Source organism: Microvirga sp. CF3016 (genome assembly GCF_036314085.1).
In the GTDB taxonomy this organism is placed as follows: domain Bacteria; phylum Pseudomonadota; class Alphaproteobacteria; order Rhizobiales; family Beijerinckiaceae; genus Microvirga.
Map to the genome: position 1 here is coordinate 18109 of NZ_JAYGGM010000016.1, position 17587 is coordinate 35695.

Genomic DNA, 17587 nt, shown 5'->3' on the forward strand with positions numbered 1-17587 from the left:
GAGAATGGAGCCGGGTCATGCATGATCAGGCTCTCCATAGCGGGTTGGAAATCAGCGGCGTGATCGTGCAACGGACACCGTCGGACGCAAGTTCGTACTCCGTTTCGGCTCCGAGCTGGTATCGCCGACGATCTCCGCCGCGCCCTGGAAGGATGCGGAGCCCGTGTCGTCGGCCCCATCGCCAGCCTGGACAAGGCCTTGCCTGTGGCCGAGGCCGAGAGCCTCACCTGCGCGGTGCTCGACATCGACCTGCGGGGGGAGAGCGGCCTTGCGGTTGCGGAAATCCTGCGCCGCCGCGACGTGCCGTTCGTCTATTCGAACGGCTACAACGGCGCGATGGTGCCGGAGGCTCTCAAAGGAGCAGCGCACCTGGAAAAGCCGTTCCGGATCGAGGATCTGCTGCACGCCGTCGATAGGTTTTTTCGGGAGCGAAAAGAAGTGCCGCAGGAGCCTGGCTAATAGGAGAACCATGTTCTCGATCCTGAGCAACCTGCTTGTCGGTCGAGAGCTCGAGGGCCCTACACAGCACCGATGGGCCTGCTGGAGCACTCATTCCTGCCTCCTGCTCCGTCCGGAGTCCTGATCCGGCTCCTGATGCGGTCTTGGCTTGCCAGCCTGCGGGTAGTTGGAGGCCAGAAGATCACCGGTTTCTTTGAGCAACCGATATGACTTCTTCAGCGCGTCCAGGGAGTGCCGCATCATCTGCGCATCGTACTCGGCGCGAGTCGTCGGCGTTTTGGGATTATCGGCCATCATGGCGCTCCACAGCCTTGCAGGCGGGAGCACACGCATCTCTCGGTCACCGGCGCCCATAGGTTCGGAATGGCTGGCGATGATCGGAATATAGCGTGTCTAAGCCAGATATCCAGCTGTGCTGATAAAGAGCCAGGAGTTGTCCCGCAGTCAGAAGTCCGGGATGGGTCCGGCACGGCAGTTCCCTTGCTCCTCCGGAACGTCCGGTACTCGCTGCCAAAGCTGACAATCGGGTTACTTCGGAGAAGTGCCAACAAGCGACGTTCAGGGGAAGGCTCAGGAGTGGCTCGGTCTCCGTTGAGCCAGATGGGGCTCACCTGTCGTGGTCCTGCTGCACGCACCCTTCGCGTACCTCAATCGCCGACTGCCTTGGCTAGGCGTCGAGGCTGAAAACCCGCATACGGGATTCAATATCGGAAAAGCAGAGGGAAAAGGCGTCGGATCTAAAGTTCTCATAAGGTCGGCCACCTATCGGCTGATGATCGCGTGATAGGCGGCCTCAGCATCGGACGCCTGCCGGATAGCCTTGACTGTCGGCTCGTCCCGCAAGCGACGGGCCACGCAGGCCAAAGCGTTCAACTGGCTGCTGCCTTTTGCCTCGCGCGGCAGGACAAGCAGGAACAAGACGTCGACGGGCCGTCCATCGACCGCCGCGAACTCGATCGGCCGCTTCAGCCGCGCAAGAATCCCGAACGGCCGATCGATGCCCAAGAGCCGGACGTGCGGGATTGCGATGCCATCGCCCAATCCGGTGGAGCCAAGCTCCTCACGTTCGTATAAGGCCTGCAACAGCACTTGCGTATCCCAGTTCAGCGTCGTTCCTGCGCGCCCGGCGAGCTCCCGGAGCGCAGCTTCCTTGTCGCCGGCCCGCAGTTCGATGACCACGTTTGCGGGCTGCAAGAACTCTTCGATCTTCATGATGACCTTGGTGTTTTTATTGCTGGGACCAGGTTCAATCGGGCGCTTGGAGGCGGTATCCGACGCCGGTCTCGGTCTGGATGAGAGCAGGCTGCTCGGGATCATCCTCGATCTTCTGGCGCAATTGCCGGATATGAACCCTCAGGTTCTGGGCTTCCGCGATGCCGCCCCAGACCGCATGGATGATGAAGCGATGTGTCAGCACCTTGCCGGCATGCTGGACCAGGATGCGCAGGATCTCGTACTCTCGCGGCGACAGCTTCACGTCCTGATTATGGACCGTCACGATCCGACGCACGAGATCCACTTTGAGCCCACCGACCTGGAAGATCGGCCGCTCGCCCTGCTGCTGCAAGCGGTGGCGGATAGCGACGTGAAGGCGGGCGATCACCTCCTTCATGCCGAACGGCTTGGTGATGTAATCGTCTGCGCCCAACTCCAAGGCTTGGACAATGCCGGCCTCGTCGGCGCGACTCGACAGGATCAGGATCGGGAAAGTCTCGTCCTTGCCTTGAAGTTCGGCCAGCAAGTCCATGCCGTTGCGGTCCGGGAGCCCGAGATCGAGCAGCATCACGTCCGGCGTGTCATCCCTGATGGATTGGAGCGCCTCCTCCACGCTGCCGGCCTCGCGAACATCGTAATTCTGCGTGGCCAGTCCGGCCCGCAGGAGCCGCCGGATCGGCGGCTCGTCATCCACCACGAGGACTTTGATGCTGGGTGCCGTCATGCCACTTCTTGCTCCAACTGTCCTTGATCTGGAACGGGCAGCCTGACCGTGAAGACCGCGCCCCTCCGGTCGGTGCGATTCATGGCCACGATGGTTCCTCCCATGGCCTCGATGAAGCCGCGACAGATCGGCAGTCCCAGGCCCGTTCCGGCTCTGACGCGGTCGCCCTTCCGGGCACGGTAGAACTTGTCGAAGATCCTCTCGACATCCTCTTCCGGGATGCCGTCGCCCTCGTCCAGTACCTGGAGGACGATGCTTCCCACTTCCTCCCACGCTTGGATCAGGACGGTCGCCTGCAGGGGTGAGTACTTGGCGGCGTTATCGAGCAGGTTGAAGAGGACCTGCTCGAACAGCACGGGGTCGACGGCAACCATGGGTAGGTTGGGTGCGAGATGAAGTTCAACGTAATCGTTTGACAGTACCTTGCGCGCACGCTGGAGGGCGGCTCCCAGAACGTCACTCAGGTCATTGAGCGCGATATTCGGCGCGATCGCCCCCGATTCCAGCCGGGTCATATCGAGCAGGTTGGCGATGAAGCGGTTCAGCCTATCTGCCTCGTCCTGCACGGTCGCAAGCAGGGCCTCCTTCGAGTCCTCGTCCAGGTCTGCCGAGTAGCCCTTCAGCGTTCCCGCCGCGCCGATGATCGCAGCCAACGGTGTCTTCAGGTCATGAGAGATGGACGTCAGGAGCGCGGTCCTCAGGCGGTCGGACTCGGCCGCAAGGCGGGCGCGATCCACGTCCTCGACCAGACGCATGCGTTCTGCGGCTTGCGCGGCTTGGTCGGCCAGGGCATGGAACAATCGCCGCTGCTCCGGGGTGAGAAGGACCCCTGGCTTGTCGCGGTCGATGCCGATCACGCCCACCGCACCCCGGCTCGTGCGCATGGGGATGAACAGCCGTTTGGCCCCCGGAAGCGTGTCGGAGCCGCGTCCCGTCTCCCGATCGTGCTCGAATGCCCACTTGGCCGCGCCGAGATCGGCCTCATCGAGCAGATCCTCTGGCGGATAGCCCGATTTCAGTTCCAGTCGACCGTGCTCCGGCATCAGCACGACGACCCGGACCTTGAGCATGGACGCGATCTGGAACGACGTCGCCCACAGAAGATCGTCCAGGGAACCAACTGTCGAGAGCTTGCGGCTGAAGAGGTAGAGATCGTCTGTCGTCTTGGCACGCTGGCGCGCGACGATCGCCTGGCTGCGCACCCGCGCCGTCAGGTTACTGGCGATCAGGGCAACGAGAAGGAAGAAGAAGAACGCGAAGACATTCTCCGGATCGGCGATGGTGAAGGTCTGGACCGGTGGCAGGAAGAAGAAGTTGAAGGCCAGCACACTCAAGACGCTGGCGTAAAGACCGGGCCAAAGCCCGAATGTGACGGATGCGCCGAGGATCGCGGTCAGGAAGACCAGGGCAATGTTCTGGACGTCCATGAACCTGTCAAGGACAAGCCCCAGGGCGAGTGCCCCAAGCACGAAGGCCGTGCTCGCAAGGTAGGAGCGCGGGTCGCGCTCCGCATGCGCGGGCAGGACACGCCGCCTTCTGGCCTGCTCCTTCTCGCCGCCGAGTGCGATGACGTGGACGCTGATGTCACCGGCCTGCCGGATGATCTCATGAGCGACCGAGCCCTGGATCATCTCCTGCCAGCGCGATTTGGCCGGCTTGCCGATGATGATGTGGGTCGCGTTGTGGGTCGCAGCGTAGCGGACCGCTTCGCTCGCCACGTCACGGCCTGGGATCGTGACCGCCTCGCCGCCGAGACGCTCGGCAAGGCGCAATGTTTCGGTGATCCGGTCATTCGCGGCGTCGGAGCGCCGGAGGGACACTGCCGTCTCGACATGCAGCGCGGTCCAGGGCGCCTGAAGCCGCTCGGTCATGCGGCGGGCATAGCGGACCAGCGCCTCGCTGCCGATGGCATCGTCGATGCAGACCAGGATCCGCTCCCCCGCGGCCCATGGGCCGGGGATCGCGTTGGCCTGCATGTGGTTCAGGAGTTGCGCATCCACGCGCTGGGCCGTGCGCCGCAATGCGAGTTCCCTCAGGGCCGTCAGGTTGCCGGGCGAGAAGTAGTGCGCCACAGCGCGCTGGGCGGTCTGGGGCACGTAGACCTTACCCTCGTTCAGTCTCTGGATGAGATCCTGAGGCGTGATGTCGATCACCTCGATGTCGTCCGCCCGCTCGAGGATCGCGTCCGGCACGGTCTCCCGCACGCGGATGCGGGTGATCTGAGCCACCACGTCATTCAGGCTCTCAACATGCTGGACGTTCATCGTGGTAAACACGTTGATGCCAGCCACGAGAAGCTCCTCCACGTCCATGTACCGCTTGGGATGACGGCTGCCCTCGGCATTGGTGTGGGCCAGCTCGTCGACGAGAACGAGCGCGGGCCTGCGCCTCAAGATCGCGTCGAGGTCCATCTCCTCGAGGCGATGCTCCTTATAGTCGACCACCCGTCTCGGCACGATCTCGAGGCCATGGACCAGCGCTTGAGTTTCCTGGCGGCCATGGGTCTCCACGATGCCGATCGCGACATCGACCCCCTCCCGCTTCTTGGCAGCAGCTTCCTGGAGCATCTCGTAGGTTTTGCCCACGCCCGGCGCGGCGCCGAGGAACACCTTGAGACGCCCCCTGCCCTCCCGCTGGGCAGCGTGCAGCAGGGCGTCCGGGGACGGTCGTAGGTCTGATGAGAGGCGGGCGTTGGGCATGTTGTCTCAAAGGGTCTTGGGTCGGTCTAAATCGGGCAGCCCCACGGTGGGAAGCTACCCGTTCCCGCGGTCGAGGGCGAGGTTCAGTTTGAGAACGTTCACCCGCGACTCACCGAGAAGGCCCAGGATCCTCTCCTCGATATGCGCGGCCACAAGCCGGCGCACCCGATCCTCCGGTAGGCCACGGGCCGCAGCCACTCGTGGCACCTGGAACAGGGCCGCGTCCGGTGAGATGTGGGGATCGAGACCGCTGCCGGAAGTCGTCACGAGGTCGATGGGAATGGCTTGGCTCGAGTTCTGGTTCCTGCGGGTCTCCACATCGCCCTTGATGCGGTCGAGCAGAGCCTGGTTGGTGGGCGCGAGGTTCGAGCCGCCGGAGCTCGCGGCATTGTAGGGCACCCCGGTCGTCTTGCTCGGGTCCGCCGGATCGGGGCCCACGGTCGCCGAGGGCCTGCCATGGAAGTAGCGGTCGCCCGTGAAGTTCTGGCCGATCAGCTCGGAGCCGACCACCTGGCCGTTGGCGGTGATGAGGCTGCCATTGGCCTTGTCGGGCCAAACCGCCTGAGCGACGCCGGTCATGCCGAGAGGATAGAGAAGGCCCGTGATCGCCGTCATGGCAACGATCATGACAAGGGCCGGGCGAAGTTGACGAAGCATGGTGCTTTCCTTGCTAAGCGAGACCAATGGCGCTGATGGCCATGTCGATGGCTTTGATGCCGATGAATGGGATGACGATGCCGCCGAGGCCGTAGACGAGCAGGTTGCGGCGCAGAAGCGGGCCCGCACCGACGGCGCGGTACTTCACACCCTTCAGGGCCAGCGGGATCAGCGCGATGATGATGAGCGCGTTGAAGATGATGGCCGACAGGATCGCGCTCTCGGGAGTCGCCAGCCCCATGACATTGAGGGCGCCGAGCTGCGGATAGATGCCGGCAAAGATGGCCGGAATGATCGCGAAGTACTTGGCGACATCGTTGGCGATCGAAAATGTCGTCAAGGATCCCCGCGTCATCAGGAGCTGCTTGCCGATCTCGACGATCTCGATGAGCTTCGTGGGATCGCTGTCGAGGTCGACCATGTTGCCGGCCTCGCGGGCTGCGACCGTGCCGGTGTTCATGGCAACGCCGACATCGGCCTGCGCCAGGGCCGGCGCGTCGTTGGTGCCGTCGCCGCACATGGCAACGAGCTTACCCTGGGCTTGCTCGGAGCGGATGAGCTGGAGCTTGTCCTCCGGGGTCGCTTGCGCGAGGAAATCGTCGACACCTGCTTCAGCCGCAATGGCAGCAGCGGTCATAGGATTATCGCCGGTGATCATCACCGTGCGGATGCCCATGCGGCGCAACTCCGCAAAGCGCTCGCGGATGCCGCCCTTGACGATGTCCTTGAGCTGAACCACGCCCAGGAGGCGCCCATCCCGGGACACGGCCAGGGGCGTTCCGCCCCCCTTCGCGATCTCATCGGCGATCGATTGCAATTCGCGGATCTGTTCCGCGGTGGCGAGTGGCTTGATCGCCTGAACCGCTCCGCCACGGGATGCCGGGACCGCGGCGTTCACGGAAGCCAGAATCGAATCCACCGCACCCTTGCGGATAGAGCTGCCACCCACATCAACGCCGCTCATGCGGGTCTGCGCGGTGAACGGTATGAAGGTCGCGTGGAGTTCGTTCATGTCCCGGGCGCGGATACCGTACTTCTCCTTGGCGAGCACCACAATCGAGCGACCCTCAGGAGTCTCGTCTGCGAGGGATGCCAACTGCGCCGCATCGGCCAGTTCCTGTTCGCTCACACCGCGGACCGGCCGAAAGGCCGTCGCCTGCCGGTTGCCGAGCGTGATCGTGCCGGTCTTGTCGAGCAGCAGCGTATCGACGTCGCCGGCGGCCTCGACGGCGCGTCCCGACATGGCGAGCACGTTGAAGCGCACCAGACGGTCCATGCCGGCGATGCCGATGGCGGACAGAAGCGCGCCGATGGTGGTTGGGATGAGCGTCACGAACAGCGCCACCAGGGCAGTGATCGGGATGGCGCCACCCGCATAGGCGGCAAAGCTCGGGATGGTCGCGACGGCGATGACGAAGATGAGCGTCAGGCCGGCGAGCAGGATGTTCAGAGCGATTTCATTCGGCGTCTTCTGCCGCGCCGCCCCTTCGACCAGCGCGATCATGCGGTCGATGAAGGTGGAGCCCGGCGCCGCCGTGATCCGCACGCGGATCCAGTCCGACAGCACCTGCGTGCCGCCGGTCACCGCCGAGCGGTCGCCGCCAGACTCGCGAATGACCGGGGCTGACTCACCCGTGATGGCGGCCTCGTTGACCGAGGCAACGCCTTCGATCACTTCGCCGTCGCTGGGGATGATGTCGCCCGCCTCGACGAGGACGAGATCGCCCACCTTGAGTTGTGTGCCGGGAATGAGTTTGTAGTCTCGTCCAGCGCCGGAGAGCAGCTTGGCCTGCGTCTCGGTCCGCGTCTTGCGCAAGGAAGCCGCCTGAGCCTTGCCCCTGCCCTCGGCCACAGCCTCGGCGAAATTGGCGAAGAGCAGCGTAAACCACAGCCACAGGATGATCTGGAACGAGAAGCCGAGGCTCGTCCCGCCTGTCGCCAGATCCTTGAGGAACAGTACGGTCGTGAGAACCGCCACGGCCTCGACAACGAACATGACCGGGTTGCGGATCATGACCCTGGGGTCGAGCTTGGTGAAGGTCACCCCGAGGGCCGGAACGATGATCTTGGGGTCCATAATGGGAGCGCGGTTGGCTCCACTACGGGTCTGGACGGTGTTCATGGATGAACTCCTGGGCATACGATCGGCCGACCAGCCTGTCAGGCGGTGGCGATGCGGATGATGAAGTGGAACAGGCCAACCAGGGCCATCATCCCGGCGGTCATCGCCAGGACGATGGCAATCGGGCTCCAGGCCTTCTGGCGTGAGCGATGGACGGACTTGGTCACATTCAGCCTCCGACCGAAAACGTCTGCCCGGCGATCATCGAGAGATGCTCGACGATGGGTCCGAGGGCGAGAGCCGGGAAGAAGGTCAGGCCGCCGACGATCAGGATGACACCGACGAGAAGGCCGATGAACAAGCCACCATGGGTCGGGAACGTGCCGGCGGAAGCCGGGACGGTCTTCTTGGCCGCCATCGATCCGGCGATCGCGAGGGCCGGGGCAATGACCAGGAACCTGCCCATCAGCATGGCGAGGCCAATGGTCAGGTTGTACCACAGCGTGTTGCCGGACAGGCTGCCGAAGGCAGAGCCGTTGTTCGCAGCGCCCGAGACATAGGCATAGAGCACCTCGGAGAAGCCGTGCGGGCCGGGGTTGCCGATCGAAGCCAGACCCGTGGGTAGCACTACGGCGATCGCCGTAAATCCCAGCATGGCGAGCGGCAGGCACAGGATGGCCAGAATCGCCATCTTCACCTCCTTGGCCTCGATCTTCTTGCCAAGATACTCTGGGGTGCGTCCGACCATCAGGCCCGCGACGAACATGGTCAGCACGACGAAGAGCAGCATGCCGTAGAGACCAGCGCCGACGCCACCGATGACGATCTCGCCCAACTCCATGTTGATGAGCGGGATGAAGCCACCGAGCGGCATCAAGCTCGAATGCATGGCGTTGACTGCGCCGCAACTCGCAGCCGTGGTGACCACTGCAAAGAGTGCTGACATAGCCGTGCCGAAGCGGACCTCTTTGCCTTCCATGTTGCCGCCATCGATGCCGAGAGCATGCACGAGCGGATTGCCCGAGGCTTCCGCCCAGTACGCGACGGCAACGCCGACGATGAAGATGACGCCCATGGCGCCGAGGATCGCCCAGCCCTGACGCTGATCACCGACCATGCGGCCGAAGACGTTGGTCATCGCCGCACCGATGGCGAAGATCGAGACCATCTGGATCAGGTTGACGAGGGCATCCGGGTTCTCGAAGGGATGGGCAGAGTTGGCATTGAAGAAGCCGCCGCCATTCGTGCCTAGCATCTTGATCGCAAGCTGCGAGGCAACCGGCCCGACAGCGATCGTCTGTTTGGCGCCTTCCAGTGTCGTCGCCTCGATATAGACTGACAGGGTCTGGGGCACACCGCGCGCGACGTAGAACAGGGTCAGCATCACGCAAAGGGGCAACAGCACATAAAGGGTTGCGCGGGTCATATCGATCCAGAAGTTACCGACGCTTTTGGTCGACGCGCGTGAGAAACCGCGGATGAGCGCGACGGCAATGGCAATGCCTGTGGCGGCCGACACGAAATTCTGCACTGTCAGGCCTGCCATCTGCACGAGATATGACATCGTGCTCTCGCCACCGTAGTTCTGCCAGTTGGTGTTGGTCATGAAGCTGGCGGCGGTGTTGAAGGCGAGATCAGGCGCCACAGCGCTCATGCCCATCGGGTTGTACGGCATGACAGCCTGGAGGCGCTGAAGAGCATAAAGGATCAGGAAACCCAGCAGGTTGAAGGCCAGCATCGCCAGGGCGTAGGTCAGCCAGTGCTGCTCCTCTCGCTCGCTGATGCCCGAAAGCTTGTAGAGTAGGCCTTCGACAGAGCGCAGGATGGGTGAAAGGAACGTGCGCTCGCCGTTGAAGACGCGCGTCATGTACCAGCCGAGGGGCTTCACGAGCGCGACGACGATGACGCAGAAGACGATGATCTGGATCCAGCCGTTAACGGTCATAACTGTTGCCTTTGTCAGAACCGCTCGGGCCGAACGAGAGCGTAGGTGAGATAGACGAGGAGACCGGCTGTCACGAGGCCGGCGAGGATGTAGTCGAGGGTCATGCGAGGGTCCTTAGAGCCGGTCGCAGGCGGCGGTATAGGCAACGGCAAGGCCGAAGAAGCCGAGCCCGAGCGCAAGCATCAGGGTGTCCATCGAAAGGCTCCATGCGTGAGATGCGCAGCAAGAACGCGGCGCGTCAGTGCCGTACAGATGTCGAAAGTCGTATAAAGATTCGAGAGAGCTGCCCGGCGGCCGGTATAAAATTGTTATAAAGATTGGGCCGCACGGGAGCGCGGTGCTGAGCTGGCATGTCCTAGACCGGCAGGGCTCCCGCGAGCGTGAGCTGCACCGTCCGGGGCATCACCTCGATGGCGTCGGGAACATGATCAGTCTCGAACTCAGCGAAGTCGATGGCGGCCTCGCGGCTGACGAAGATGCCGCCAACAAGGCCGGCCCGATCCCGGGCGATCCAATGGCCGTCGGCGTCCATGCCGACGACGAAGTGAGAGTGCCCGACCTTCGAGAAGGCCAGCGGCGCGTGATGACTCATGGAGAAGCTCCTTCCGATTGAGGTGAGAGGATCCCAGGCATGGCCGGGAGCTTTGCCTGGCGATACCTATTCGCAGTAGGTGGCGACGGAGAACGCGCGCCGCGTGCGTTCGTTGGGGGATGGCGGGAGCGTGCAGTCGGGTCGGATCAAGGCGGTAATGAACGCCTTGAGGATCGAGATTGCCAGCACTGGGTGAGGCTCGTCCACCTCGCAGGGAGTCCAGTAGGCCGGCTGGCGCGGGTTCATCCCACACCACCAAAGCCCATCGTCTAGGCAAAGGCGGCAGACACACCATGTGGGCATCTGCTCCGCAATGAGCCCCAGGCCGAGGTCCGTCCAGGATCGCGCCTCGATCAAGGGACGGAACGTGGCCATGGTCGCAAACGGATTGCCCTGGCAGGTGTGCAGGATAACTGAACGGACCAGTTCCTCATCCAAGTGGTCCGCACGGTCGAGCGTTGTCTTGAGCGCGGCGAGCCGCTCAAGCTTGGAGGAGCCAGAATACATCGCGCGCCTCCTCAGAGTATGGACGTGCCGACGATCCGGATGCCAACGCCCAGGGCAAGAAGACCGAGGCAGGCGACGATCTCCACAGCAAGTCGCTGATAGGGTCTCGGGCGCCGCCCGAGCGTACCTGCACATCTTCGGGGGCCCTTCATCCAAGTCCCGTGACCGGCATGATCAATGCGAGGCATGACTTATCTCCACACACGGCTGAGGTGCCGCATGGGCATCAAGAAAGGGCTTTCTGGATAAAGGATCGAGAGAGGACCAACTGCCTTCGTATCAAATTGCCATAAAGAAATTCGTCAGAATTGTTATGGTGCCGGCAATACAGCTTTTACGTATAATGATCTTATGTATGTCGCCACTGGACGGAACCATCGGCGCATCTTTCTTCTGAACTCTTTACTCGAAGGCATGACTGATAAATGGATAGCTTCCGACCTCCCATCTGTCGGAGTTCCATCTTGGAAACGGCAGCCCCGTTGGAAGCCCTTCAACATCGTCACCTGGTGCGCAGCCTCATGGATGGGCGTCGTCCGGCTGATCCTTCTAGGCTCCCCGAGCGAGTAGGCCGAAGTGCCAGTTCCTAAGGTGCTGTGCTGCACCCAATCGGCATTGCGGATTCATCATCCCGGTTGGGCTGTGAGTGGTGGCAATTTCGGCTTGACTGGGAACCGCAACGGGCGCATCTGCCTTGTCCATCCGCAGCCTGCTTCGGCGGGCCGCGGACCCACAGGAACCCTGAACCCCATGCCAAGCGACAGTCACAGTCGATTGACCACGCCGTTGCCGGCCCGCGCGCACGCCTGATCGCTTGATCGGTTCACCCGCCACCGGCCTGCGACGGCTGGTCGGAACCGAGGTGAGCCCATGACCCTTCTGAACCTCTTCCCGCTCCGCGCCGGTGCTGGAGAAGCTTCGTCCGAGGACCGCAGCATCCTGCTGCTGGTGGTCCTTCTGCTCGGGCTCGTCTTCGCGCCCGTGATCGGCCTGCACGTCGCGGCCGTTGCTCTCGGCCCGCCCGCCGCGGCATCCTCGCCTGACAACCTCGCCCATCACACCGTGCCCGCGAAGCCCACGCGCGGCTGATCCTCCTCGCTGGACCTGACCGATGATGAATTTCCATGGCCTACGCCAGGGCCGTCTTGTGCGCCTGGCTCATGAGAGTGCGGCGCTCCCTGCTGCCTCCGACGTGCTCTGGATCGACCTTCTCGATCCCACGCACGAGGAGGAAAAGGCTGTGGAAGCGCTGCTCGGGCTTCAGGTGCCGACCCGGCAGGAGATGGCGGAGATCGAGGAGTCGGCCCGCCTCTACCAGGAGCATGGTGCCCTGGTCATGACGGCCGTAATCATCAACGGCGTCGCCGAGGGCCGGCCGTCCCGCACCCAGGTCACCTTCGTGCTGACCCCGACCCATCTGGTGTCGGTGCGCTATGCCGACCCGGTGCCCTTCCGCACCTTCATGGCCAAGTGCCAGCGCCAGCCCGAGGCGCACACCACCAGCGACAGTCTCCTGGCCTCACTCCTGGAGAGCATCGTCGAGCGCGCCGCCGACGTGTTGGAGATGGTGGCGGCTGATCTCAACGAGGTCTCGACCCGGCTCTTCGTCGAGGACCGCGATCCGAAGCGGCGCAAGGCCAGACGGGTGGAGGACGAGCTCCAGGTGCTGATCAAGCGGCTCGGGCGCAAGAATATGACAGTGGCGATCCTGCGCGAGAGCCTGCTGTCGCTCTCCCGGCTCATCCCGTATGTCCGACAGGGCGCAGAGGAGTGGCTCACCAACGGCAGCCCGGCCCGCATGAAGCAGGTCGAGCGCGACCTGCGCTCGCTCTCGGCCTACGAGGGGCAGCTCTCGTCTGAGATTGTCTACCTGCACGATGCCACGCTCGGTTTGATCAACCTCGATCAGAACCGCATCATCAAGGTGTTCTCGATTGCCGCCGTGCTGTTCCTGCCTCCGACGCTGGTCGGCACGATCTACGGCATGAACTTCGAGTTCATGCCCGAGCTGGATTGGGACTATGGCTATGCCGTCGCCCTGGTGCTCATGGTGATCTCGGCGGTACTGCCCTATCATTGGTTCAAGTGGAGGGGCTGGCTCTAGCGGTCAGTGCTTTCCGCGGATGGCCGCGCAGGCTGCCCTGTGTCGGCCCGTGCGTACAGGAACCGACTTACTGTCGGCGCGCGGTGATCACCGACAGTGTCACAGAGCAGAGCGCGAGAGCATCACGACCGCATTCGCCGCGTGCGAGTATTCCCACGCCTCGCAACGGGCTCCAATCGTCCGGCTGATCGTCCAGTTGGCAGTCGCCTGATTGGCCGGGAACGTCCAGGTGAAGAAGATCGTCCAGAAGGCGATGAAGCACATGGCGGCCACTCAGGCGAAACAAACGGCCGGACGCTGCCGATGCCGCCTGAATGCCAGCACGACATTAAGCACGAGCGCTGTCAAGTCGACGATGCCGAACCAAGCCCAGCCGTCATAAATACCTTGAGCGGTCAGGTAGGCTCGCTCGGCAGGCCGATCTTGTTCGGCAACTCGAACAGGTGGGTCCCGGACAGGATCAGAGAGAGAGTGGTCAGCAGGATCGCGAGGAATTGGATCACTCGTAAGCTCATGCAACGCCTCCGCTTGCAATAACCCAGCGGAATGCCGCATCGGGTCAGGCGCCGAAATTCCCCTACCCCTCGGGAGCATCCGGTGTTCCCAGTGTCAGCGGGCCTTCGGTTTACTTCCGGGATGCGCCATTTGGAGACACTCGGCGCATGCGCTTGAATGATCTCCAAGGCTGCTAACGATTGGGTCGGAGCTCGGACCTGAGAGCCGATGCGATAAGGATCGCGAGGCTGGCAGCGGCAAGCACGGTTCCGGCGGCGGCCGACCAGCCATAGGCCTCGATCATACTGCCCACGGCAACCGGGCCGACGATCTGGCCCAGGTTGCTGCCCTGCATCACCAATCCAACAGTGATCGGCGCGAGACCGACAGGTGAGATGATGGGCGCAGAGGACAGAAGCGTCGCGGGGATTATGCCCCCGACGGCCGAGAACATGACGCAGAGCAGAAGGGCCGATGCGGGATCGAACACAGGCAGAAAGATGCCCAAGGCGGATGCACCCATGACAAGGCTCGCCTGGGCAATTAGGGTGGGGCGTCCGATGCCACGGGTCAGCAGATAACCTGCCGTGAGATTACCGATTACGTTCACACCGGCCACGAGGGCGCTGAGCGTTCCCGCCGCAGCATGCGTGATCATCATGCGGTCCATCAGCAAGACCGGCAGGAAGCTGAAGAGCGCAAAGAACATGAGGCTATAGAGCGCGAAGCAGCCCGCCAGCAGGATCGGCCCTTTGAGACTCACAATGCTGCAGGCCCTCAAGGCGACGTCACGCCACAGAAGTGAAACCCGGGCCGCGCTGCCAGGCACCAGCAGAAGCGTCGCCGCAGCCGCAGCAACGGCCGCCCCCGCACTCGCCCACCAGAGATCCCGCCAGCCGCCGAAGAGCGGCCCAACCAGCATGGCGATCGCCATGCCGGCTGGCATGAAGCAACTCCAGATCCCGAAGGCCAGATCGCGCCGGCTGCCTACCAGAGCACGCTCGAGGATCGCCGGGCCGGCCACCGTGATCAGCAGAAAGCCAAGGCCCTCCACGACTCGGGACGCCAAGAGCCTGAGAAAGGTGGCAGCCTCCGCGCCAGCAGCAGATCCGAGGCTCACTGCGAGCAGGCCAATGATAAGAATCCGGCGGTCTCCAGCCGCGGCGACGATCGCTCCAGCCGGGATGCCGCCGATCGCTCCCAAAAGAGCAAAGACAGCCGTGAGCGATCCAGCGGCCGCGAGATCAAGACCCAACTCGGTCTGAAGAAGCGGTGTGGCGATGGCCGCTTTGCCAACTTGGAATGCGGCGACGATGCCGGAACCGACCACCGTCGCCACAACCGGCCACGGCATCACACCGAACGGTCGTGCATGCACGATGGCCGTCATCACGCCGCCTCCCGCAGACGGGCTGCAGTCAGGGCACGAGCAATCTGCGCAACATGGCGCCCTTGAAAACGGGCCCCCTCAAGTTCGTTTGCGCTCGGCCGGCGATCGCCACCGTTCCCGTCATCAGCCAGAGTCGACGCCCCGTAGGGGGAGCCGCCGGTGATCTCGTCCATTCGCATCTGGCCTTGGAACGTGTAAGGAAGCCCTACGACCACCATGCCCAGATGCATGAGGACGACATGGGTCGAGAGGATCGTACTCTCCTGGCCTCCGTGCTGGCTGCCGGTGGAGGTGAACACGCTGCCGACCTTGCCCACCAGCCGGTTCTCGAACCACAGCCCGCCGCACTGGTCGAGGAAGTTCTTCATCTGGGACGCCATGTTCCCGAATCGGGTCGGCGTGCCGAAGATAATCGCATCATAGTCGGCCAATTCCGCCACCGTCGCGATCTCGGCCGCCTGATCGCGTTTATAGCCAGCCTTCTCCATGATGGGCTCGGGCACGAGTTCCGGCACGCGCTTGATCACGGCCACTGCCCCAGCCTCTCTGACACCTTCCGCAACGGCCTCGGCCATAGTCTCAATGTGACCATAGGATGAGTAGTAGAGCACCAGAACCTTGGTCATCGTCACTCCTCTCAGCTGTCTTTTGCCTTCGCTGCCGAGGATGGGATCTTCATCTGATCTGCGAAAGTGTTATAATTCCGATCAGATTGATCGATGGAGGAGATCATGCTGGATGGGCTCACGCTGGATCAGGTGCGAACCTTCGTGACGGTGGTGGAGAGCGGCAGCTTCCGCTCTGGTGCCCAGCGGCTGTCCCGCGTTCAATCGGCTGTCAGCAATGCGATCGCCAACCTTGAGATGGAACTTGGCGTCTCGTTGTTTGATCGCTCGGGACACCGGCCCGTGCTGACCCCGGAAGGGCAGGCTTTGCTCGCCAACGCCCGTGACATCCTTCTCAGGGTCGATGCGATGCGGGCGCGGGCGCGGGGCCTGAATGAGGGGATCGAACTTGAATTGTCACTGACAGTCGACACCCTGTTCCCGATCGCTGCCGTCGGAGCCGCGCTGACACAGATGCGTGCAGCCTACCCATCGGTTTCCATTCGGCTGGCTGTCGAACCACTGGGCGGTCCAATCACGGCGCTGATCGAGAAGCGAAGTACGCTGGCCATTCTCGTGGGTGAAGACTTCCGCAACCCTCGCATCGCTCTTGAGGCGATCTTTCCCATCAAACAGGTAGCTGTTGTCGCGGCCAGGCACCCATTGGCCATGAAACGCGGAGTGGATGCGATCAGCTTGCCTGATCTGGCAGACCACCCTCAAATCGTTCTGTCCGATCCGACGCCTCTATCGGAGGGTCGCGATTTCGGCGTTCTGTCACCCCGGACCTGCCGGGTGAGCAGTCAGGACGCGAAGCACGCCATGATCCTGGCTGGACTCGGCTGGGGGCGCTTGCCCCTCTGGCTCGTCGATCATGATCTGAACGAGGGCCGGTTGGTACGCCTCCACACCAAAGCCCTCGGCCGTCACAGCCAGGTGACATCCGAAGCCTATCTGGCCTACCGCCTCGACGAGCCGCTTGGACCGGCAGCTCAAGCGTTTTGCAGATCATTGGCGGATTGCCTATGCCGCAGCGACTAACCAATTGCGGTTTTCGGAAGAAGGATGGACATGATGCAGCCCCGGCTCCGGATGTTCGAGGAATGGGCGTCGACGCCAGTACCATCCGGCGCCTCGGCCGCGCCTCCGCCCATTTCCTGGACGACTAGGGTGCCGGAGCCCTCCTCCCGTAGCCCCGACGTGGTCCTGCAGCCTTCCCGCGACTGCATCGGGACGAATGGGGCGCCTTCTCGCTTATCCCCAGGACGTCAAGCGCTCGTCAGGGCTTGGGCATGAACCGGGCGGTTCGCGGCAGCCGTCTCTTCGGCAGCCGCACCCATTCTGAGCTGCGGAGAGGGCCGTCACGCGAAAGGTGGCGGTGCAGGCAGCGCCAGGGAACCCGGCTCCGGATCGGAGGTTCCCATCCCGGCAGCCAGAGCAGCCGAGACGGTCCAAGGGAGGGATGATGATTAAGTGGGAGTACGACAGGCGCGAGATCCTGGCCGATGGGATCGTGCACGGCTTGGGCATCGTTAGCGGGCTCGTCGGCGTGACCGTCCTGCTGGTCCTCGCCGCAGCGACCGTCGGCCCATGGGAGCTGATGTCGGTATCGGTCTATGCGGGTTGCCTGCTGGCGGTGCTCGTCATCTCGGCGGCCTACAACCTCTGGCCCGTCTCTCCGGTCAAGTGGATCCTGCGCCGGTTCGACCACTCTGCCATCTACCTTCTGATCGCAGGCACCTACACGCCCTTCGTCACCCAGATGAAGGCAAGCCTCGGGTCCGTCATCCTCCTCGCCGGCCTATGGCTGACCTCCATCGTGGGTATCGCGCTCAAGCTGGCCTTTCCGGGGCGCTTCGACAGGCTCTCCATCATTCTCTACCTGCTCCTGGGCTGGAGCGGCGTCATGGCCTACGAGTCTGTGTTCGGCAACCTTCCTGGTTCAACCCTCTGGCTCCTGCTTGCGGGCGGGGCGCTCTACACCACCGGGGTGGTCTTCCACGTCTGGGAGAGCCTGCGCTTCCAAAACGCGATCTGGCACGCCTTCGTCCTGCTCGCGGCAGCCTGCCATTACGGCGCCGTGATGGACTGCATGGTGCTGGCGAGAGGGTGAGTTCCGGCACCGACCGACGG

General features: G+C 63.2%; 19 protein-coding genes. 5 read left to right on the top strand and 14 right to left on the bottom strand.

Going from position 1 to position 17587, the window contains the following annotated elements; genetic code table 11:
* The first annotated feature begins 198 nt into the window (after positions 1–198).
* The gene (locus tag VB672_RS20530) at positions 199–459 is read left to right on the top strand and encodes a hypothetical protein (protein WP_329786075.1); all 261 of its coding nucleotides are present in this window, start codon (positions 199–201) and stop codon (positions 457–459) included.
* A gap of 90 nt (positions 460–549) precedes the next feature.
* On the opposite strand, the gene VB672_RS20535 is transcribed toward VB672_RS20530, so the two are convergent.
* From VB672_RS20535 to VB672_RS20585, 11 genes are all read right to left on the bottom strand, one after another.
* On the bottom strand, positions 550–753 hold the full coding sequence (locus VB672_RS20535) for a hypothetical protein (protein WP_329786076.1): 204 nt from the start codon (positions 751–753) through the stop codon (positions 550–552).
* A gap of 468 nt (positions 754–1221) precedes the next feature.
* Positions 1222–1671 carry a PTS sugar transporter subunit IIA gene (locus VB672_RS20540; protein ID WP_329786077.1) on the bottom strand — a complete coding sequence of 150 codons (450 nt, stop codon included), beginning with the start codon at positions 1669–1671 and terminating at the stop codon, positions 1222–1224.
* Positions 1672–1705: 34 nt separating this feature from the next.
* Complete coding sequence (locus VB672_RS20545) at positions 1706–2398, bottom strand: response regulator transcription factor (protein ID WP_329786078.1); 693 nt, start codon at positions 2396–2398, stop codon at positions 1706–1708.
* Positions 2395–5097, bottom strand: coding sequence for a sensor histidine kinase KdpD (locus VB672_RS20550; RefSeq protein WP_329786079.1), 2703 nt, complete (start codon positions 5095–5097; stop codon positions 2395–2397). The genes VB672_RS20545 and VB672_RS20550 overlap by 4 nt, the downstream gene beginning before the upstream one ends.
* A gap of 54 nt (positions 5098–5151) precedes the next feature.
* Positions 5152–5754 carry a K(+)-transporting ATPase subunit C gene (locus VB672_RS20555; RefSeq protein WP_329786080.1) on the bottom strand — a complete coding sequence of 201 codons (603 nt, stop codon included), beginning with the start codon at positions 5752–5754 and terminating at the stop codon, positions 5152–5154.
* Positions 5755–5767: 13 nt separating this feature from the next.
* Positions 5768–7876 (bottom strand): potassium-transporting ATPase subunit KdpB, encoded by a 2109-nt coding sequence (gene kdpB / locus VB672_RS20560; protein WP_329786081.1) that lies wholly within the window; start codon positions 7874–7876, stop codon positions 5768–5770.
* A 38-nt stretch (positions 7877–7914) separates the two neighbouring features.
* Positions 7915–8043, bottom strand: a complete 129-nt coding sequence (locus VB672_RS20565) for a hypothetical protein (protein WP_329786082.1) — start codon at positions 8041–8043, stop codon at positions 7915–7917.
* 2 nt (positions 8044–8045) lie between these two features.
* Positions 8046–9761, bottom strand: a complete 1716-nt coding sequence (kdpA, locus tag VB672_RS20570; RefSeq protein ID WP_329786083.1) for a potassium-transporting ATPase subunit KdpA — start codon at positions 9759–9761, stop codon at positions 8046–8048.
* A gap of 14 nt (positions 9762–9775) precedes the next feature.
* Entirely contained in the window at positions 9776–9865 is a 90-nt protein-coding gene (locus tag VB672_RS20575) for a K(+)-transporting ATPase subunit F (RefSeq protein ID WP_329786084.1), read from the bottom strand.
* 251 nt (positions 9866–10116) lie between these two features.
* Complete coding sequence (locus tag VB672_RS20580; RefSeq protein WP_329786085.1) at positions 10117–10353, bottom strand: hypothetical protein; 237 nt, start codon at positions 10351–10353, stop codon at positions 10117–10119.
* A gap of 66 nt (positions 10354–10419) precedes the next feature.
* On the bottom strand, positions 10420–10860 hold the full coding sequence (locus tag VB672_RS20585; protein ID WP_329786086.1) for a hypothetical protein: 441 nt from the start codon (positions 10858–10860) through the stop codon (positions 10420–10422).
* An 870-nt stretch (positions 10861–11730) separates the two neighbouring features.
* Between VB672_RS20585 and VB672_RS20590 the strand changes: the two genes are divergently transcribed.
* Both VB672_RS20590 and VB672_RS20595 read left to right on the top strand, forming a co-directional pair.
* On the top strand, positions 11731–11949 hold the full coding sequence (locus tag VB672_RS20590) for a hypothetical protein (protein ID WP_329786087.1): 219 nt from the start codon (positions 11731–11733) through the stop codon (positions 11947–11949).
* A gap of 22 nt (positions 11950–11971) precedes the next feature.
* Positions 11972–12964, top strand: coding sequence for a magnesium transporter CorA family protein (locus tag VB672_RS20595; RefSeq protein WP_329786088.1), 993 nt, complete (start codon positions 11972–11974; stop codon positions 12962–12964).
* 99 nt (positions 12965–13063) lie between these two features.
* Here VB672_RS20595 and VB672_RS20600 read toward each other — a convergent pair whose 3' ends face one another.
* The 3 genes from VB672_RS20600 to wrbA form a co-directional block, all read right to left on the bottom strand.
* The gene (locus tag VB672_RS20600) at positions 13064–13228 is read right to left on the bottom strand and encodes a hypothetical protein (protein ID WP_329786089.1); all 165 of its coding nucleotides are present in this window, start codon (positions 13226–13228) and stop codon (positions 13064–13066) included.
* 424 nt (positions 13229–13652) lie between these two features.
* On the bottom strand, positions 13653–14849 hold the full coding sequence (locus VB672_RS20605) for an MFS transporter (protein WP_329786090.1): 1197 nt from the start codon (positions 14847–14849) through the stop codon (positions 13653–13655).
* Entirely contained in the window at positions 14849–15475 is a 627-nt protein-coding gene (gene wrbA, locus VB672_RS20610; protein WP_329786091.1) for an NAD(P)H:quinone oxidoreductase, read from the bottom strand. Before wrbA ends, VB672_RS20605 begins: the two co-directional genes overlap by 1 nt.
* A gap of 105 nt (positions 15476–15580) precedes the next feature.
* Here wrbA and VB672_RS20615 point away from each other — a divergent pair, with 105 nt between their 5' ends.
* Entirely contained in the window at positions 15581–16495 is a 915-nt protein-coding gene (locus VB672_RS20615) for a LysR family transcriptional regulator (protein ID WP_329786092.1), read from the top strand.
* 424 nt (positions 16496–16919) lie between these two features.
* Positions 16920–17567 carry a PAQR family membrane homeostasis protein TrhA gene (gene trhA / locus VB672_RS20620; protein WP_329786093.1) on the top strand — a complete coding sequence of 216 codons (648 nt, stop codon included), beginning with the start codon at positions 16920–16922 and terminating at the stop codon, positions 17565–17567.
* The last annotated feature ends 20 nt before the right edge of the window (positions 17568–17587 follow it).